Annotated in this window: 18 protein-coding genes and 2 pseudogenes; 7 read left to right on the top strand and 13 right to left on the bottom strand. The window is 68.1% G+C overall.

Annotated features, from left to right (window positions below):
• Nucleotides 1-28 precede the first annotated feature (28 nt).
• The 3 genes from ACWCPN_RS16285 to ACWCPN_RS16295 all read right to left on the bottom strand — a co-directional run bounded on the left by ACWCPN_RS16285 (nucleotide 29) and on the right by ACWCPN_RS16295 (nucleotide 3,075).
• A complete protein-coding gene (locus ACWCPN_RS16285) occupies nucleotides 29-1,360 on the bottom strand; it encodes a hypothetical protein (RefSeq protein ID WP_451206271.1) in 1,332 nt (443 codons plus the stop codon).
• A gap of 93 nt (nucleotides 1,361-1,453) precedes the next feature.
• Nucleotides 1,454-2,152, bottom strand: a complete 699-nt coding sequence (locus ACWCPN_RS16290; protein ID WP_451206647.1) for an ATP-binding protein — start codon at nucleotides 2,150-2,152, stop codon at nucleotides 1,454-1,456.
• Nucleotides 2,149-3,075, bottom strand: coding sequence for a hypothetical protein (locus ACWCPN_RS16295; RefSeq protein ID WP_094216375.1), 927 nt, complete (start codon nucleotides 3,073-3,075; stop codon nucleotides 2,149-2,151). Before ACWCPN_RS16295 ends, ACWCPN_RS16290 begins: the two co-directional genes overlap by 4 nt.
• A 513-nt stretch (nucleotides 3,076-3,588) precedes the next feature.
• Here ACWCPN_RS16295 and ACWCPN_RS16300 point away from each other — a divergent pair.
• The 3 genes from ACWCPN_RS16300 to ACWCPN_RS16310 all read left to right on the top strand — a co-directional run bounded on the left by ACWCPN_RS16300 (nucleotide 3,589) and on the right by ACWCPN_RS16310 (nucleotide 5,717).
• Nucleotides 3,589-3,831: a helix-turn-helix domain-containing protein gene (locus ACWCPN_RS16300; RefSeq protein WP_033308385.1), complete on the top strand. Its 243-nt coding sequence runs from the start codon at nucleotides 3,589-3,591 to the stop codon at nucleotides 3,829-3,831.
• 539 nt (nucleotides 3,832-4,370) lie between these two features.
• Complete coding sequence (locus ACWCPN_RS16305; protein WP_094216373.1) at nucleotides 4,371-4,577, top strand: helix-turn-helix domain-containing protein; 207 nt, start codon at nucleotides 4,371-4,373, stop codon at nucleotides 4,575-4,577.
• A 165-nt stretch (nucleotides 4,578-4,742) separates the two neighbouring features.
• Nucleotides 4,743-5,717: a tyrosine-type recombinase/integrase gene (locus ACWCPN_RS16310; RefSeq protein WP_451206274.1), complete on the top strand. Its 975-nt coding sequence runs from the start codon at nucleotides 4,743-4,745 to the stop codon at nucleotides 5,715-5,717.
• A gap of 76 nt (nucleotides 5,718-5,793) precedes the next feature.
• On the opposite strand, the gene ACWCPN_RS16315 is transcribed toward ACWCPN_RS16310, so the two are convergent.
• The 8 genes from ACWCPN_RS16315 to ACWCPN_RS16350 form a co-directional block, all read right to left on the bottom strand.
• Nucleotides 5,794-6,042, bottom strand: a complete 249-nt coding sequence (locus tag ACWCPN_RS16315; RefSeq protein WP_143684107.1) for a hypothetical protein — start codon at nucleotides 6,040-6,042, stop codon at nucleotides 5,794-5,796.
• On the bottom strand, nucleotides 6,039-6,602 hold the full coding sequence (locus ACWCPN_RS16320; RefSeq protein WP_451206277.1) for a hypothetical protein: 564 nt from the start codon (nucleotides 6,600-6,602) through the stop codon (nucleotides 6,039-6,041). The genes ACWCPN_RS16315 and ACWCPN_RS16320 overlap by 4 nt, the downstream gene beginning before the upstream one ends.
• Nucleotides 6,603-6,736: 134 nt before the next feature.
• Nucleotides 6,737-8,983 carry a hypothetical protein gene (locus tag ACWCPN_RS16325; protein WP_451206279.1) on the bottom strand — a complete coding sequence of 749 codons (2,247 nt, stop codon included), beginning with the start codon at nucleotides 8,981-8,983 and terminating at the stop codon, nucleotides 6,737-6,739.
• A 54-nt stretch (nucleotides 8,984-9,037) separates the two neighbouring features.
• Entirely contained in the window at nucleotides 9,038-9,853 is an 816-nt protein-coding gene (locus ACWCPN_RS16330) for a hypothetical protein (protein ID WP_451206282.1), read from the bottom strand.
• 102 nt (nucleotides 9,854-9,955) lie between these two features.
• On the bottom strand, nucleotides 9,956-10,645 hold the full coding sequence (locus ACWCPN_RS16335) for a Crp/Fnr family transcriptional regulator (protein WP_450167724.1): 690 nt from the start codon (nucleotides 10,643-10,645) through the stop codon (nucleotides 9,956-9,958).
• A gap of 13 nt (nucleotides 10,646-10,658) precedes the next feature.
• Nucleotides 10,659-11,150: a hypothetical protein gene (locus ACWCPN_RS16340; RefSeq protein ID WP_451206285.1), complete on the bottom strand. Its 492-nt coding sequence runs from the start codon at nucleotides 11,148-11,150 to the stop codon at nucleotides 10,659-10,661.
• Nucleotides 11,151-11,651: 501 nt separating this feature from the next.
• A complete protein-coding gene (locus ACWCPN_RS16345) occupies nucleotides 11,652-12,107 on the bottom strand; it encodes an aldo/keto reductase (protein ID WP_451206287.1) in 456 nt (151 codons plus the stop codon).
• A 269-nt stretch (nucleotides 12,108-12,376) separates the two neighbouring features.
• The gene (locus ACWCPN_RS16350) at nucleotides 12,377-12,532 is read right to left on the bottom strand and encodes a hypothetical protein (protein WP_451206290.1); all 156 of its coding nucleotides are present in this window, start codon (nucleotides 12,530-12,532) and stop codon (nucleotides 12,377-12,379) included.
• A gap of 234 nt (nucleotides 12,533-12,766) precedes the next feature.
• Between ACWCPN_RS16350 and ACWCPN_RS16355 the strand changes: the two genes are divergently transcribed.
• Entirely contained in the window at nucleotides 12,767-13,624 is an 858-nt protein-coding gene (locus tag ACWCPN_RS16355) for a hypothetical protein (RefSeq protein ID WP_451206293.1), read from the top strand.
• 111 nt (nucleotides 13,625-13,735) lie between these two features.
• Here ACWCPN_RS16355 and ACWCPN_RS16360 read toward each other — a convergent pair.
• Both ACWCPN_RS16360 and ACWCPN_RS16365 read right to left on the bottom strand, forming a co-directional pair.
• Nucleotides 13,736-14,196, bottom strand: a pseudogene (locus ACWCPN_RS16360) (hypothetical protein).
• A gap of 5 nt (nucleotides 14,197-14,201) precedes the next feature.
• Nucleotides 14,202-14,393 carry a hypothetical protein gene (locus tag ACWCPN_RS16365; protein ID WP_451206296.1) on the bottom strand — a complete coding sequence of 64 codons (192 nt, stop codon included), beginning with the start codon at nucleotides 14,391-14,393 and terminating at the stop codon, nucleotides 14,202-14,204.
• Nucleotides 14,394-14,725: 332 nt separating this feature from the next.
• On the opposite strand from ACWCPN_RS16365, the gene ACWCPN_RS16370 reads away from it, so the two are divergent.
• The 3 genes and pseudogenes from ACWCPN_RS16370 to ACWCPN_RS16380 all read left to right on the top strand — a co-directional run.
• Nucleotides 14,726-14,980, top strand: coding sequence for a ribbon-helix-helix domain-containing protein (locus ACWCPN_RS16370; protein WP_451206299.1), 255 nt, complete (start codon nucleotides 14,726-14,728; stop codon nucleotides 14,978-14,980).
• Nucleotides 14,977-15,420, top strand: coding sequence for a PIN domain-containing protein (locus tag ACWCPN_RS16375; RefSeq protein WP_451206302.1), 444 nt, complete (start codon nucleotides 14,977-14,979; stop codon nucleotides 15,418-15,420). Before ACWCPN_RS16370 ends, ACWCPN_RS16375 begins: the two co-directional genes overlap by 4 nt.
• A 227-nt stretch (nucleotides 15,421-15,647) precedes the next feature.
• Nucleotides 15,648-15,929 (top strand): annotated as a pseudogene (locus ACWCPN_RS16380) (TetR family transcriptional regulator); the annotation flags it as partial.
• Between the last annotated feature and the right edge of the window lie 89 nt (nucleotides 15,930-16,018).

The following is a 16,018-nucleotide window of genomic DNA, read 5'->3' on the forward strand; positions in this document are numbered from 1 at the left end:
TTCCATGAGGTTGGGGGCGGGGGCGGTCTCAGTGAGGGTGGTCGGCGCGCGCGGCCTGTTCCCTGGCCTTGACGGTGCGGACGACTTCTCCGGCGATGTCGCTGCCGACGCTGTAGCCGTTCGCGCGCACGGTCTCCTCCAGCAGGTCACGGGAGAGACGTCCGTGCTCGTCGTAGAGGTGATCTGCGTAGTCGATGAGGAGCTCGCGTGTGGCGCGCGGTTTGCGGCCCTGGCCATTCGGCTCCGCCCGCGAGGTCTTGCCCGGATCGTCGCCCTGCGGCTCCCCGCCCGGTTTCGATTCCGGGCTGGAGGTCGTGCGGGCGGGCTGCTGCGGGCGGTTCTCGGGCTGAGGGCGGGCTGCCCGGTCGGCAGTGTCACCGCCCGCGACCTTGGCGGGCGGGCGGCCCGGAGCCTCTGCCCGCTTCGCTGCCGTGGCCCGCGGGCGGGCGGTCACGGTGCCGCCCGTCGTGCGCTCGGCAAGATCGGGCCAACGGGCGGGCAACGGGACGGTGACCAGGGCGAGGGCCTGTTGGCGGGTGGCGAGCTTGCGCAGCAGCAGCTCGTCCTGGCGTTCGTCGCGGTCGACGTCGGCCTGCTCCAGGGCCTTGTGCAGGCGGCGGGTGAGGCGTCGGCCTCGCGGTTTGCTGCGTTTCTCGGGCTTCATGGTTTCTGCCCGGAGGATCAGGGTGACCGCCCGGTCGAGGGCGCGCTCGCGGATGATCCGGGCGGAGTCTGCGTCCCGGTCGGCGATCCCCAGGCGGGCCAGCAGCCGTTCGCGTGCCTGTCGGGTGAGGACGGCGGTCAGGCTGCGGGAGTCGGCGTGCGGGCTGCGGTTGCGTAGTTCGATGCCCATGGCCAGGTGCCACAGCACGGCCGCCAGCACCGGGCCGACGAAGGCGCGCACGGTTCCGCCGATCAGTCCGGACTCGGCGAAAGCGGGCACGATCTGCACGCCGGTGATCACCCAGGTGAGGGTGCCGGGCGCTCCGGGTGCCTGCTTGGGGCCGTTGAGGTTCTGCCGGGCCATCAGGGCGGTGGCGAACAGGGTGAGTTCGGCGGCGGCGAACATCGCGGCGCGCTCGACGGTGCCGCCCATGTCGAGGTAGTCGGCGGCGAACCGCCAGCTCGTGTCCGCGCTGTAGGCGGTGCAGCCGATCGCAGCGACGGCGGCGACCGGGACGGCGGCGGTGACACGTTGCTGCCTGTTGCCACGCTTGCGGGCGCGCTGCCACAGCCATCCAGCGGCCAAGGCGAGGGCAACGAGTGGGGCTACGGCTGCTGTGGGTGAGGGGATCCAGTGCGCCAGGGACGCTGCCTGGGACTTTGCGGCGCTTGTGGCCACGATGCTGCCGGATGTCATGCAGGGGCTCTCCAAGGGCCCGCGCGATCGAGGGCATGCCTGTGCGCGGGCGGGTGAGGTGAAGGCAGGGGGGAGGGAGACGCGCGGCTGCCGTCAGGCGGCGGGCGCAGTACGGCGTCGGTCGGGGCCGGTGAGGATGACGCGTTCGGTCATCTCGGCGAGGCGGGAGGCGACGCGGTCGCCGAGCGCGGTGCGGAGCTCGGCGGTGGGGAGGTTGGTGGTGATGAGGGTGGGGAGCATGTGCTCGTACCGGTGGTTGATCAGCCGGTAGGTCAGCTCCTCGGTCCACTCGCTGGTCTTGGCCGCGCCGAGGTCGTCCAGGAGCAGAAGCGGGCAGCGGGCCAGCGTCTGCAGTTCCCGTTCTCCGTCGTGGCCGGCGCGGGGGCGGAGCCGCGCGTGGAGGTCGGCGGAGGTGGTGGCCTCCCAGCGCAGGCGGACGCCTCGGGTGAGGAGCGCGCGGACGGCGCCGTACGCCTGGTGGGTTTTGCCAGTGCCGGTGGGGCCGGCGATCAGCAGCGACGGGCCCTCGGCGATGCCGGGTCCGGTCGGGCCGGGGCGTCCGGCGCGGGCGATCTGGTCGGCCCAGGCGGCGATCTGGGGGTGGTCGGCCAGGGCGCGGCGGTAGCGGGCGGGGATGCGCGCGTCGGCCAGCTCCAGGGCGGTGACGCGCTCGGCAGGTGGTTCCTGGGCGGCAGCGGCGGTGGGGTCGATGCCGCGGCTGGCCAGGATGCCGTTGAGCCGGTCGGCGAGTGGGCCGAGCTGGCGAGGCTCTCGGCTGAGGGTGGCGGTCAGAGCTCATCTCCGTAGGCGGCGACGACGTCGGTGGGGTTCGTCCACGCCCGGTGGGCGGCGGGCGTGGCGGGGGAGGCGGCGTTCATGACCTCGTGGACGAGGCTGGGCAGGACGCTCGGGGACAGGCCCTTGACGCGATGGCGTTCGAGGGCGGCCCGGAGATGGGTGGGGGAGATGCCCTCGTCGAGCAGTTTGCGCACCTGTCCGCCGAGCTGGTTCAGAAAGGCATCCGGCGGGCGGTGGGTGCACGCAGCGACGTACTCGCCAAGGAGCTGCTTGGCCGAGACGGTGTCAGGCGCGAGGGCGCTTGCGCCCCCCGAAGGGGTATCTCCTAGATCCATGATCCTAGGTCCTAGATCCGGGCAGTGAGGCTTCACCGACGGCTCCGGGAGCTCTCCGTGAGTCCTCACTGAGGACGCCGTGAATCTGCCCTGACCTGCGACTTCGTCATCGGTGTCCGGATTCACTGCGGGCTCGCACATCTCCCCTGAGCCCTCACGGAGAGCTCCGCGAGGCGACAGTGAGGGCTCCGTGAAGCCGACCCCTGCGGCGCTTGGCATGGCTCCGGCGGCCGGGGTGTCGTGGTGCGGGCAGGAGGGGAGGCGGCTCTTGCTGGGCCGGTTGATCTTCTGGTGCCGGCTCCAGGTGACGATGTGCAGGTACCGCTTGTCGTCCGGCCCCGTGTAGCGGCAGATCAGCCCGGCGTCGGCGAGCTGGGCGAGGTCAGTCTCGACGTCCGAGGGCCCGTGTTCAGGGCGAAGCACCCACAGTTGTCCCGCGATGATCGCGGCGTGGTCGCGGTGGCGGCCCTGGTCGTCGGCCTGGGTGAGAAGGCCGAGGAAGGTGCGCTCGGCGGTCAGGGAGACGGCGGCCAAGGACTCGGAGACGAAGGCTTCGGGCTTGATGGTGCGGATTCGGGCCAAGAGGGGCGGTTCCTCACTCGGTTGCAGATGGGCGGGCACCCATTGCTCACCGTCGATGTGCGGTACGGGCTTCAGGGGTGGGAGAGTTGACTGGTTCTGCCGCGCGGGGCGCGTCGATGGCCACTCGCGCTTTCCGGGGGTGTCGTCAACATAGCCACACCCATGCGGCGCAAGTCCAGCCCTTTCCCGCGCAATCTCTCACGGCAGAAAGGCGCAGAGAAAGGAGTCGGGAAGGGGAGGTTGCAAAACTGTAGGGCACGATCGGCGGTTGACGAAATAGTTGCCTTGGTTGCCGAGCCAGAAGCATCACATAGAGAAGCCGTTGACGCCCCGCCGAGAGGGAAGCTACAACACAACACCCCACGTCAGAGCACTCGCAGAGTGGCAGTAGATGTACCGGATTTCGATACATCCCGACCTTCCGCGGTCGCTTACCCGGCCAACCGCGCGAGCGCAACATAGACGACGATCGCCGGTTCACCAAACCGGCGAATGCGAGCTACAAATGGAGCCATGGCAGCACGACCCCTGGAAATCGGTCCGTACGGAATACGGGCCGCCCGCACCATCGAAATCCTCCGCACGGAACGCGGCCTCGCTCAACGCGAACTCGCCGCCCATGTCACCGCCCTCGGCCGCCCGATGTCCAACACGATGCTGTCCCGCATCGAACGCGCCCAACGCCGGTGCGACGTCGACGACCTAGTCGCTCTCGCCCAAGCCCTGGATGTCCCTCTCCTCACCCTGCTCCAGTGATCGGCTCGTGAGGCGAGAGGCAGCCGACTCCTGCGTGTCCGGCCCCCTGCCCTGTCGGCTCGTGAGCTGAGTCTGCCGGGGGCTCATAGCACCCGATCCCCGGTTACCGAAACCGGGGATTCTCCGGATGGTTTGAGGTGTCCAACGGGACCGACCCCTCTGTCCCACGTGGCTAGACGCGCCCCAACCCAACCAAGGGAGTACACGAAGTGCCTGCGCTTTCCCCGCGCTGCCGTACCGAAGAGTCGGCTGTCGCAGAGTTCCGCCCCCACTCCAGCGTCCTCCGACCGACCGTTTCGGCTCTTCCCCACGCCTTCAAGGCGTGAGATCAGCCCGAGGCCCCGCCTGACAACGGCGCGGTTGCCAGACGCCTGCCCCGCACATCGCCAGCCCTCGTGCCCACGACGCGTCACGCCGTAACCCCTGACGCCTCGATGCCCTGGCAAGGCTGATTGGCCTTCTGCTGAACCGGCCTACAGCCCGGCTGCCGAATCGCCGGGCCACTCATCCCACCCCACCTGCACCGCCAAGGACTCCCCATGCCTGCCCGCTTGCTCTCCATACCCGCTGTCGCCGCCGCTCTGGACGTCGACCGCCGCACCGTCTACCGCTTCATCGCCGCCGGCGATTTGCCCGTCGTCGATCTCCGTACCGGGCCCGGACGTTCCCGCGTGCGTGTACCCGCTGCCGGTCTGGAGGAGTTCATCAGCAGCAGGACCGTCACCCCGGCCATGGCCCGTCGCTGACCCACACCAGTTTCCGAATCCCTCGGCAGTCGAACAAGGAGTAGATCCACGTACCTCCGGAAACTGGCATCCGGCAAGTGGCAGGCGACCGAACGCAACAGAGCGGGAGACCGGTTCAGCGAGTCGTTCCCCCTCAAAGCACAGGCCCGAGCCTGGGGCGCCGACATGGAGACCCAGTTCTCTCGCGGCGCCCTGCGCGACCCGCGAGCGGGCGAGATCTCCTTCAGCGACTGGCACGACCGGTGGTGGAACGCCCGCATCGTCGAGCCCCACACCTTGCGCGGCGACGCCTCCTCCATCAAGAACCATGTCCTGCCCTACTGGGAGGGCTGGGAGATGCGGGCCATCACCCGCATGGACATCCAGAGCTGGATCCGCGCCCTGGTGGAGAAGGGCGCGGGAGCCTCCGCGATCAAGAGGGCGTACAACCTGAGGTCCTCCATGATGCGCGCGGCGGTCGACGACGACATCCTCGCGGTGAGCCCTTGCCGCAACATCGACCTGCCGGCCATCGCGGTCAAGCCGCCGCAGTGGTTCACGCTCGATCGGGCGCAGAGCATTCTGGACGAACTCCCCACGCCCTGGCGGACTATGTGCTTGCTCGGCTTCTACACCGGGCTGCGCTGGGGCGAGCTCTCCGGCCTTCACCGCCACCGCATCGACCAGCGCCGCTCGCGCCTCTTCGTCGTGGAGGTCAACACCAAGTGCGGCATCAAGGAGTATCCGAAGAGCTCCAAGAGCCGTCGCGAAGTCCCGCTCCCGAGCCACGTCCTGGAGACCCTCGAACGCCACATCCACCGGCTCGAACGGGACGCCGTGGTGTTCACCACCATCACCAAGGGTCGCGCCGGCCGCCTCCTCAGCGACAGCAACTGGCGCACACAGACGTGGTGGCCGGCCGTCGACGGCGCCCGCTACTTCGACGGCGACGGCGAGCAACAGCCTGTCCCGCACTACCCGCCGCACTCCATGCGCCACACCTGCGCCTCATGGCTGGTCCAGAAGGGAGTCTCGCTCTACGAGGTCCAGCACCTCCTCGGACACGAGAGCTTCCAAACCACACCCAGCGCTACGCCCACCTGCAACCGGACGCGCACAAGGCCGTTCTCGGCGCCTGGGAGCGTTTGGACGCGCCCCTGACCATTGCCGCATGAACGTCCTTCGCCCTGTCCTCATGGACAGGGCGAAGGTGTTTGTGTGTTTGCAGAGACGTCGGTCAGGCGCGCCGGTCGGTCGGCTCGTCGTTTCTCGGCGCGGCCAAGCGCGACTGAGCACTGGATGCTTGGTCGGGTGCGGTGGCTCGGTGGCCGTGTAGTCGATAGACCATGTCGTCGGGACAACGGTCCAGGCGGGCCCGGCGCCAGGCGACGTCGTAGGACAGGGGTGTTGCGCTGCGCCGTTGAATGAACAGGGCTCGGAGGCTGGTCAGGGGTGCCAGCAGCATCCGCCACAGGGCGAGCTTCATGGGTGCGCCCTTCGGGGTGCTCCGTCAGACCCGGACATGTCCACTGCTGCGATGCCGCTGGGGAGACTGCCGCCGTTGAGAGCCTTAAGGGAGTCGGACAGCACGAGCATGGCCTGCTGTCGCTTCTCAATGTTCGTGAACCCTTGGCCGACCTGCTCCCATTGCTGCAGGAGCGGGAACCACCAGCGGTCGCAGGAGCAGATCAGGCGCGCAAGGCGCTGGAGTTCGGCAACATGCTCGTCGCCCAGGGCGCCGGGGGCGTGGTGTTCGAGTTGGTCCAGGACGACGAGGTCCGGGTGGTCGTAGAGGTTGTCCTTCAAGAAGCGCAGGCGGCGGACGCGTTGCTCGTCCGCTGCCCGCTGCGCCAGCAGCTCCTGTGCTGCGCTGGGCAGACCGAGAGTCGCCTTGACGTTCAGCAGGCAGTAGTTCGGGGCACGGCGGGGCAGAGTGCCGAGAGCCGCGTTGACGACGTCCTGTGCGGCGGGCACGTCCGAGGCGCGCAGACGTACAGCTGTCTCGGTCGCCGTGGCATGCACGGTGGCGCGTACCGTCTCCTCCACGCTGGGAGGCACCCGCCATAGTGGTCGCCAGGTGATTGTGTATAGGGCCTCGAAGGCGATGCCATCGGTGGCACTGGGCAGCAATCGTGGCTGGGCAGACCTGCTTGTACGGACGGCGCGGCGCCATGGCCACCTCATACGAGGTTCTCTTCGAGCGGGAAGACCGTGCGCACACGGCTGTCGACGAGGTGGTTGTAGAAGTCGTCGGCCACGCTGAAACCCTCAACGGTGGAGATGCCGCGCAGCCCGCTCATGAACCTCCAGCCGGCCTCGAACATGTTGTGGCCCCGCAGCGCCGGCAGAAGCTGGTCGCGCAACTGCATATAGGCGCTGGGATCGTCGGCACAAGCACGGATCCAGTCCGTCAGACGCGAGGTGACCTCGGCGGCGGTCTCCGAAGAGGACAGCAGGTCGTGGACGCCGCGCTGTACGTCGATGTCCGTGGGAGGGGTGTCCACGAGCCACGGCGTGCCGTCGTGGCCGAGGGTCATCAATGCTAGGAAGGCCAGGGCGCCGCTGCGAGCGGAGGAGACCTTGCCCCGCTGCCAGCTCACGACTTCACCGGCCAGTCGCAGGGCGACGGTGGGGTGAAGGACCAGAGAGTCGAAGGCAGCCTGGACTTGGCCGATCACGGTGCCGGAGGTGTTCTTGTGCGTGACCCGGCGCAGGCGCACCATTGCCCGCTTGGCCAGAGAAGTGGCGACGGAGGAGTCCTCCAGGATGCGTCGGCACAGTGTAATCACCGCGGGCGCGTAACTCTCCTTCTCTGCCCATCCGTACAGCGCCTCCCACGCCAGGCGTCCCACGTGTTCGTTATGCACGGCACGTTCCATGACCGCACCAAGCACCTTGGGATGACTGCTGCCGACCAGGCCGCCTAGTGTCGTGAGGTAGTCCACCGATCCGTGCCGCACGGTGAGCTCGGCCAACGCAGCCACCGCGTTGTCTTCCGGATCGGCGCTTTGAGCCGTCGCGACGAGCCAGGTCAGCAAGGGCTCACGCATGACGTCGTAGTTGTCCCAGACATACTCCAGCACGGCGCGTCCATAAGCAGGCCGGTCGAAGACCACGGTGTCCTGCAGGTCGACTTCACCCCCGACATCCTGGATGCGCCGACGCATTCCCCGTCCGGCCAGCGCACTGAGGGGCGGTGAGAATTTTGCTGCTGCGCCGGGAGCGTCGGGGGCGTCGCCGATGGCTTTCAGCAGAGCGGCCGCACTGCGCGCGACGACGGGCATGGGTGCCGTCTGCTGCACAGCTAGGGCCAGCAGCAGACAGCGGTCCTCCACGGTGAGTGAGGGGTTGTCGTGGGCGTACAGGCTGTTCATCTCGCCGAACCGGCCGTCGAGTTCGCCGCGCCAGTCGGTCAGAGCCGCGATGAAGCGTTCTTCCAGCGTGGCCGGGGTTCCGCTGTCGGAGTCTGCCCGCACTCGCGACTGCTGGGAGCCGACGTGGATATGTTCCTTCCAAGCCGTCACGGCGGAGTACGCGGCCCGTACGGCGGCCACCGCCGTCAGTCCGCGCAAGGAAGCCGTGGCCTTGGGGAAGGAGCGAAGCGATGTGACCAGCTGTCCGTAGCCGTTGGCGTCCAGATGCGCCTCTACGACTTCCTGGGCATCGGGAGCCTCGTGCAGACGAACCACTTGGATGCCGTCGCGATCGCTGAGACGGTGATCCTTCCACAGGTCCTGTGCCACGGTCAGCGCCAGATAGGAACCGCAACCCCGGAGGTGGGCGGCGTGTTCCGACAGCGCGTCGAGGAAGTCGGCCGATACCTGATCTTTCTCCGGGTGCTTGAGGTCAAGCTGGTAGGCGTGCGCGATCTCCAGCGGCAGGCGTCCTTTGCTGGGGATCTTCCAGTCTGCGTCCAACTTGACCAGGGTGGCGTCGTGAGCAGTGTGCTCGGCCAGAAGCCGCAGTGCGAGGGTTGTCGAGCCGTATGAGCGGGGCGCGACGATGATGATCACGGGCTGGTGGGGGCGGCTGGTGGCGGGATTGACGATCTGCTCCCAGATCGTGTTCCAGTGCGCGCTGCGAACGAACGGCTGATCGAGCAGTCGCTCGCGACTTTGCTCGACGCCCTCCAGTAAGTCCTGCTTTCGGGTCTCAAGGATCAGCTGTTTGATGTGGTGGGCGACGACATCGGGGTTCCCATACACGTGTGTCGCCCGGTCCTGCGTTTCATGCACGCGATGCGCGGGAGAGGCGGCATCCGGTGGTAGGGGAGCGAGGGAAGGAGATGGGGCGTCAGGGGTCGCGTCCCGTCGGTCGGGAGCGCCGGATCCGGGGCGCAAGCGATGCAGCCAGCCGCCGGAGCCGTTGGCCTGGTTCTCGGTAGCTTCGCTGGTCGGTTGGATGGGGTCGAACGGCACGTCAGACATACGAGTGCTCCAGGGTGAGTGTGGGAAGAGTGGGAGGGCGGAAGGCCAGGCGACTCACCGCTGGCGGCGATCGATTCGCAGGGTGTCGATGCTGTTGGCGATCGTGGGGTCGCTGACCTGACCGTGGAACTGGAACGTGCCGCCGCTGCCGGAAACCGGTGTCACTGACGCGTCGCTCGGCTGCGTGGTGGAGGAGGGAGCAGCGGCCGGTGATGCGGCGTCCGTGACGTAGGGGCGTACGGCCGGCCCGGTCAGGCCCGGCACATGAATCCGGCAAGGCTGCTCGAAGCCGGGCTTGTCGCCGACGCGGGCAACCGCCTCAAGGAAGTGGTGTGGGCCCAGATCCTGCGTGCGGCCCGCGTGCACGGTGCGCTGGTAGACGATCTCGGAGAGCGCGGCAGCAAGGAAGCCGCCACTGTCCTTCGCGGCGGACAGCGCCTGGCGGTTCGCCTGGCTGTCGAGCAGCCGGGTGGTGTCATTGATGGCGTCACCGCGGTGGTCGGGCAGGGACAGCGGGCCGACGTGCACACTGGCCCGCAGCCGCAGGACGGGACTACAGGCCAGCCGCTGCCGCTCGTAGCGCACCAGAGCCGCATCGAGCCGGCCGAGCAGCGGGTCCACGAGACGTGCCAGCACCGAGGGCGGGAACAGCAGGATCGCCCCGTCGCCACTGTCCTTGTAGCCGCCGGGGAGTTCCTGTGGGTCGGGCAGCTGACATTCGGCGAGCACAGTCGCCACGATGTCGTCCACGTCGCACCGGGCGGCGGCCATCTTCGCCTCGGGGATCTGGCTGTACTTCTCCATGTCGATCGCCACAAGGGCGAGTTCGGCGGGCACATCCAGGGGCTCTGCGTGCAGCGGCGCATCCATTGAGCACCGTCCTTTCAGCACAGGCGGTCAGGGAAGTGCCCATGCTGATCGGGCGGGACGGCCGCCGCTGCCCAGTAGTGGGCACGCCTGAAGTGCGGCCCGTCACGCCTGCGTACGCGCGTGCAACTGAATCGAATGGATGTCGCGAACGAGGAGCCCACCGCTGGAGGTGGTGCGGACCCAGTCCTGCTCACGCCAGGGCTTGAGTGCGTTGACCACCGCGTTGCGGGAAGCGCCAATCATCTGAGACAGCTCCGTCTGGGTCAGACGCACGGCAAGATCCGAAGCCGAAGCGGATGCGGCCTCGACCAGCCGCGACAGAGCCGATGCCAGACGGAGCGGCACAGACGCAGTGGCCAGTTCGAGCCGCACGGCCTCGGATTCCCTGACTCGGGCGATGGCATGGCGCAGGAGCGGGGCCAGCAGATCATGCTCCTCAACGAACGTGAGGAAAGCGGCAGCCGGGATGATGCGGATCTGACAGGACTCGGCGGCGATGACCGTGGCCGTGCGAGGCTGGGAGTCCAACACGGCCAGTTCACCGAGTAACTCACCGGCGCCGCGCACGGCAAGAAGCGTCCTTTCTCCGCAGACCCCGGCCAGGGTGATCAGCGTTGACCCGGACTCCAGCACGATCACGTGAGTTGCTGGATCTCCCTGCCGGAGCAGCACACTCCGAGCCGGCCTGACGCGCTGCGGTGCGAGCGCCTTCAGGCGTGCCCATAACTTGTCGCCGATCACCGTGGCATGCGGCTGATACACGCGTCCCCCTGCTATGCGGCCCCAACACACTTAGGTGATCGTCTCAACTAACCAGAATGTTGCTCAATAGACACATTCCAGCCATCAGGAGTGCTGCTAGGGCAAAGTCGACGGCCAGGCGGGCCGCTCGCAGCTTCCTGTCCGCCAGCCAGGCCAGCACTTGTAGTCGGCGGCCCTCGACATGCCGTTCAAGCTCCCCACGAGCAGTCGTACTCACACCGGCCCGGTCGTGTACGAGTGCCTCGCCCATCAATTCGGTATGCAGCCCCGCCCTTGGGACCACGGGCCGCAGCGCGAGCAGCGCAGCCCCTATCGCGGCCATCAGCAACAGGCACATCAGGACAAGGGAAAACACCGCGATGGGGGGCATGCCGTGTGCACTCGACAGCACGGCAACCCCTGCAGCCAGCAGGCCACCGGCTATTCCGCACAACGCCGTTGCTTTTGTATCGGCCCTCTGCACCTCGACGAAGGCGCGTTCAGCGTGCCCTCTCAGCCGGTCCATCTCCGTCGGAATACTGCCTGGCTCGCGCATGTCGTCCCACACCCCTCCGCGGCCGTCGCCTGCTTGTCGTGGCAGTTGCCAGCCTGCTCTCAGCTGACGAGGATTGATGCCAACCGCAGGGCATGAGGAGGGGTAGGTTCCTCACTCCATGGCCTTCCGTGGGGCGTAGCCACGGGGATGTGGGTCGACGTCGGCGGGGCGGCGCCAGCGCCTACCGCTGGCTGAGCCTCGTTGGGCGGAGGCCAGCTCATGCCTCGGCCGTGACGCTCGTTTGACGCTCCGGGCGTCCGTGGGGTCCTTCGGCGGGGCTACAAATGGCGGCTGACCTGCGAATACGTCAGGTCCTCCCCCTTCTGACGTCTTTCCGATGACGCATCATGTGGAGTGCGTGGCGATTCTTGAGCCCGCTAAATAGAGCGTCTGACCTACGGTTCTCCTGAGAGCTTCAGGCGTGGCCGGTTCCGCTCGCCCTGTTTCCCGAAGTGCAAGAGGTCGGTGGACAGCGGCAGTCGAATCTCGCCGATGTTCTCTTCAACGCGGGACAGGCGTCGTGTTCCCGGGACGATCGACGGGTGCTGTGCGAGGAGCAAGGGGAGAGGCCACCTGGCCGGGTGTGGAGCCCTTGGCCTCGGCGAGCGTCGGGGCAGGGTCCACGAGAGCCTGGTTCGCCGCGCGGTTCCCTGCGGAGAACCGGGGGATGGTGGTGCGGACATCGCCGTCCGTGAACGACGTGGACGCGTCGACAGTCCCGGTCAGGAATCCCTTGCCGAGCGGGCTGAACGGCGCAAACCCGAGGGCCACGCAGGTCGGCAGCACCTCCGGCTCCGGGTCCCGGGTCCGTGCGCTGGCCTCCGAGAGCCCGAAGCAGCGCACCTCGCCCTCCTGAACCAGTTTGCCCACTGTGTCGGCGACGTCCTCGATCGGTACGTCCGGGTCGACACGGTGCTGGTAGAACAGGTCCCTCCGCGGTGTCGAAGAAGGCGACACCGGAGCCGGCGATCCTTCGATCGCGCTCTGGCTGCCGCCCTGCGGGAGTTCTAGACCCGCGGTTACGACACGAGCGACGCAGCAAACCCTGGAGCGGGTCGTCTACGCGGCGATGGCCGCCTGGCCGGGGGCACCGCACCGGTCAGACTGGGCATAGCCGACCCACCCCGTCGGGCGATCATCTGCTCCCCGACCGGTCGCCCCGAGCACCACGAGGATCGGCATCACAAGCTCCCGTTCACGCCCGATCCGCCGGCCGCAGGCCGAGGTCACAGTTTCAGGAACACCGTCAAGGCCATGAAGGCGGCGAACGCGATACCCAGGGCCGGGATCAGGGCCGGGTACGCAACAGCGATCAGCCCGGCGAGCGTCGTGCCCATTAGGGCGATGGCTGCGGAGTGGCGGTCTTGCGGGTCGTTGGACATGGAGTCGACCTCCTGTGGGCGTAGTCCGCGGGTCGGAAATGTCTGCCCGTCCCGGCATGGCGGGACTGGGACAGAACGTGTGGCTCGGCGAGCAACCGGGACCAGGACAGCAGAGAGCCGACCCCCCGGACCCCCTCATGGCATGGCAACTGTGAACATCGCCGCGTTGCCGTGAAAGCCCCTGCTGGGAAGGCTCGTTCAACTACGGTGTTGGCCTACTGCTGAGGGGGATTCATGATGACTTATCCTGCTCGCCCGCTGCCGGATCCGGCGCACGTGACGTCCTCGCTGCAGCTCGCGCTCGCCGCGAAGGAGCTCATGACCTGCCTGGACCTGAGCGGCAGCCAGGTTGCCAAGAAGGGAAGCCTGTCGACCGGGACCGTCTCCGGCCTGGTCAACGGCAGGGTCTTTCCCCGGGAAGCCACCTTCGAGGCGTTCATCGCGGAGGGATGCGGACAGAGCTGGGAGCCGTGGCGTCAGGCATGGCAGCGTGCTCATCAGGACGACCTGCGCCGGCGTCCCGGCGAGAGCCTGGCCGCAGAGGTTCACGAAGCCCGAAGCAGGATCGAGGTGCTCGAGCAGGCCCTCGCAGCCGCGGCCGAAAGGCTCTCGGAGCTGGAAGAGCGTGTCACTGCCGACCTCGACGCCCGTCATACGGACGAGGCTGCCGAACGCGAAGAGGCACGCTGCCGGACCGACGCCATGGACCAGTTCCTCGAAGCCGTGCCGGCGCCCCGGTTCCAAGTGGAGCGCTGGGACCATCGCGACACCGGAGGCCGGCCGCTGTACGACATTTCCGCAGTGGACAAATTTCTCCAAGAGGTACGGACGCGGTCGAATGAAATTCTGCTGAAACACCTGCTGCGAACGCATCCTGGGACGTTCAGGGATCCAGGCGGAGGCCAGACCTGCGGATATCGCGCCTTCGAGGTCGACCTCTACATGTCACAGCTTCGCCTGGCACTGGGCATCGACCGCCCCGTCCCGTACCGGCTCCCAGGCTCCGCCCGGCAACTGCGCCACGGGCAGCAGCAGCCGCAGACAGGCCGGGGCCTGGAGCCGGAAACCGAGGCGGCGGGGCTCTCCGATTGACCGCCCGCGGTCGGCCCGGGATGCGTGGCCGCGGTGATCGTCGTCCGGGCGTGCCTGCCGTGCCGTGTTTCGCAGCGCGCCCAGGTGGCTGGAGCCGCGTGAGGGTTGTGATCAGTTGATGTCCGGATCATCCGACTCTCCGAGGATGCGGGTCGCGAGGTCGTCGGCCCACTCCACGGCCCAGGTGCGAAGCGCAGTGATCTCGAAGCGGCCACGCGCGTGTCGGCGGCCGAACTCTTCGAGCTCGGTATCGGTCCATCGCCGCGAGGCTGCGAACACGTCGATGTCGACTTCTCATTCCTCCTCGGTGGCCGGGTCGGACACGGTGAAGCGGGCGGACAGCGGGGCGGTCTCCAGCGCGTGCACCTTCCAGCCGCGGGCTACCAGGCCGACGCGGAGCGCGGGGGCGATGTCGGCCATGCAGCCGGGTTCTCGGTAGCGACGTCGAGGTCCTGGCTGGGGCGGTTCACGAAGCGGTGGGCCCGCACGGCGTATCCACCGGTGAGAAGCAGTGGATATGGGGAACCTAGCGCGATCACATCCGCCAGGAACCGCGCGTGCAGCTCCGGCATGTCCGTCACGCGGCTGCTCGGGTGCGGGAGGCGAGCTGGGGGAAGGCGTCTTTCCATACGGCGCGCACGGTGCGACCGAGGAGGGTGCGCAGCACAGGCCACAGCTGGAGGAGCAGGTCCCGGTTGAGGTACTGGGGCAGGTCATCGCGCAGGCCGTCGTGCAGGACAGTGCGGTACAGGCCCGGGCATGAGTCCATTTTTGTGGGGGCGCCTGTTCTCGGCCTGTTTCCGCTCGTCCAAGGGTGAACGTGGCGATCGTCTGTGAAGGCCGCCCGGCCTGCGGGTTCAGACGGGAGTTGCGACAGTGGTGCAAGCACGACGCTCGTTCCGAAGCCCCGTCGCATCAGCAGGTTGCGTTCGACGGGTTGCTCCCTTCGCGGCGACCATCGGCCGCGAACCGCAACGCCAAGTACTTGATCCCCTGCATCGCGGTGCGGGATACGACTGTCCGTACCTGGGCGGGATGCATCGCTGCGCGTCCGGACGGCACGGACATACATCATGTTGGTACATGGGATAGTGTTGGTACATGTCGATGAAGCGCACCAATGTCTACGCCGATCCGGAAGACCTCGCGATCATCAAAGAGGCCGCGAAGCGGCGCGGCGTCAGCGAGGCCGAGATCATCCGCCAGGGCATTCATCTCGCGGCCATGGCCAACCGCGTATGGGACGAGCCTCTCTTCTCCCGCACCTTCCAGGGAGCGGGCCGCACTCCCGGTAAGCCTGACGTGCGTGATGCCGTCGCCGATGCCGTGCGCCGCGAGACCGGGACCGCTGCGTGATCATCGTCGTCGCGGACACCTCCGGGCTGCTTGCTGCGCTCGACTCCGCCCACCCCGAGCATCAGGCGTCGAACGAAGCGATCATGGCTGCTGGGCTCCTGGTGATGTCCCCGCTGCTGCTCGCGGAGATCGACCACGTCGCCACGCGCGAGCTCGGCCGTGAAGCGGCGCTCAGTGCGGTCGACGACATCCGGCACTGGATGCGCAGAGGACGTATCGCTCTGCCCGAGATCACGGAGGACCATCTGGGTGCCGCCCAGTCGGTGCGCGCCCGCTACCGGGACCTGGACCTGGACCTCGCGGACGCGGTGAACGTGGCCCTTGCCGCCGAGTACGACACCGACGCCGTACTCACGCTCGACCGTCGCGATTTCCGGGCAGTGCGCCCATTGGGCCGGCACAAGGCGTTCCGGGTACTGCCCGACGATCTTCCGATCTGACGTCTGGACGACGCCCAGCCGTGTCGTGAGATTCCGTCGATTGCGACGCCCGCGGTGCTCGTGGAAGCTCCGGCGGGGCGGGAAAGTCTGCCTGACCTGCAGTTTCCTGGAGAAGGTTCCGGCGGACATTTCCCAGTGACACATCATGTGGAGTGCGTGGCGATTCTGGAGCCGGTGGCGAAGGGGCGCTGACCCGCTGGTCCTTCGTGTCTCGTGGTAGGCGTTCCCCGGCTGCTGCGGAGCGGGTCGGCGCGACCGCCGCCGTCTCGGAGTACGTGCGAGGCGTCGTCCGCGGCGCCTTCCCCGGCGCCGATCCGGACGTGCTCTCCACCACGGTCTGGGCCCTCGTCCACGGTCTGGCGTTCCTGCACCTCGACGGCAAGCTCGACGCCTCCACCCCCGAGGGGGTCGCCGACCGGGTGGGCGCCGCCGTCCGCGCGCTGTTCACCGTCCCGGCGGCGACGTCCCCGACGGCACCGGCCGAACCGGGCGGGCAGGCCGAGGCGTAGCCGTCGCGGGTACCGGCGTGGTCGGTCCCCTGACGGCCGGGCCTGCTCCCGGTGTGCCGGGGGCCGTACGACGGAGCCGGGACGAGCGC

Source organism: Streptomyces sp. NPDC002386 (genome assembly GCF_053593175.1).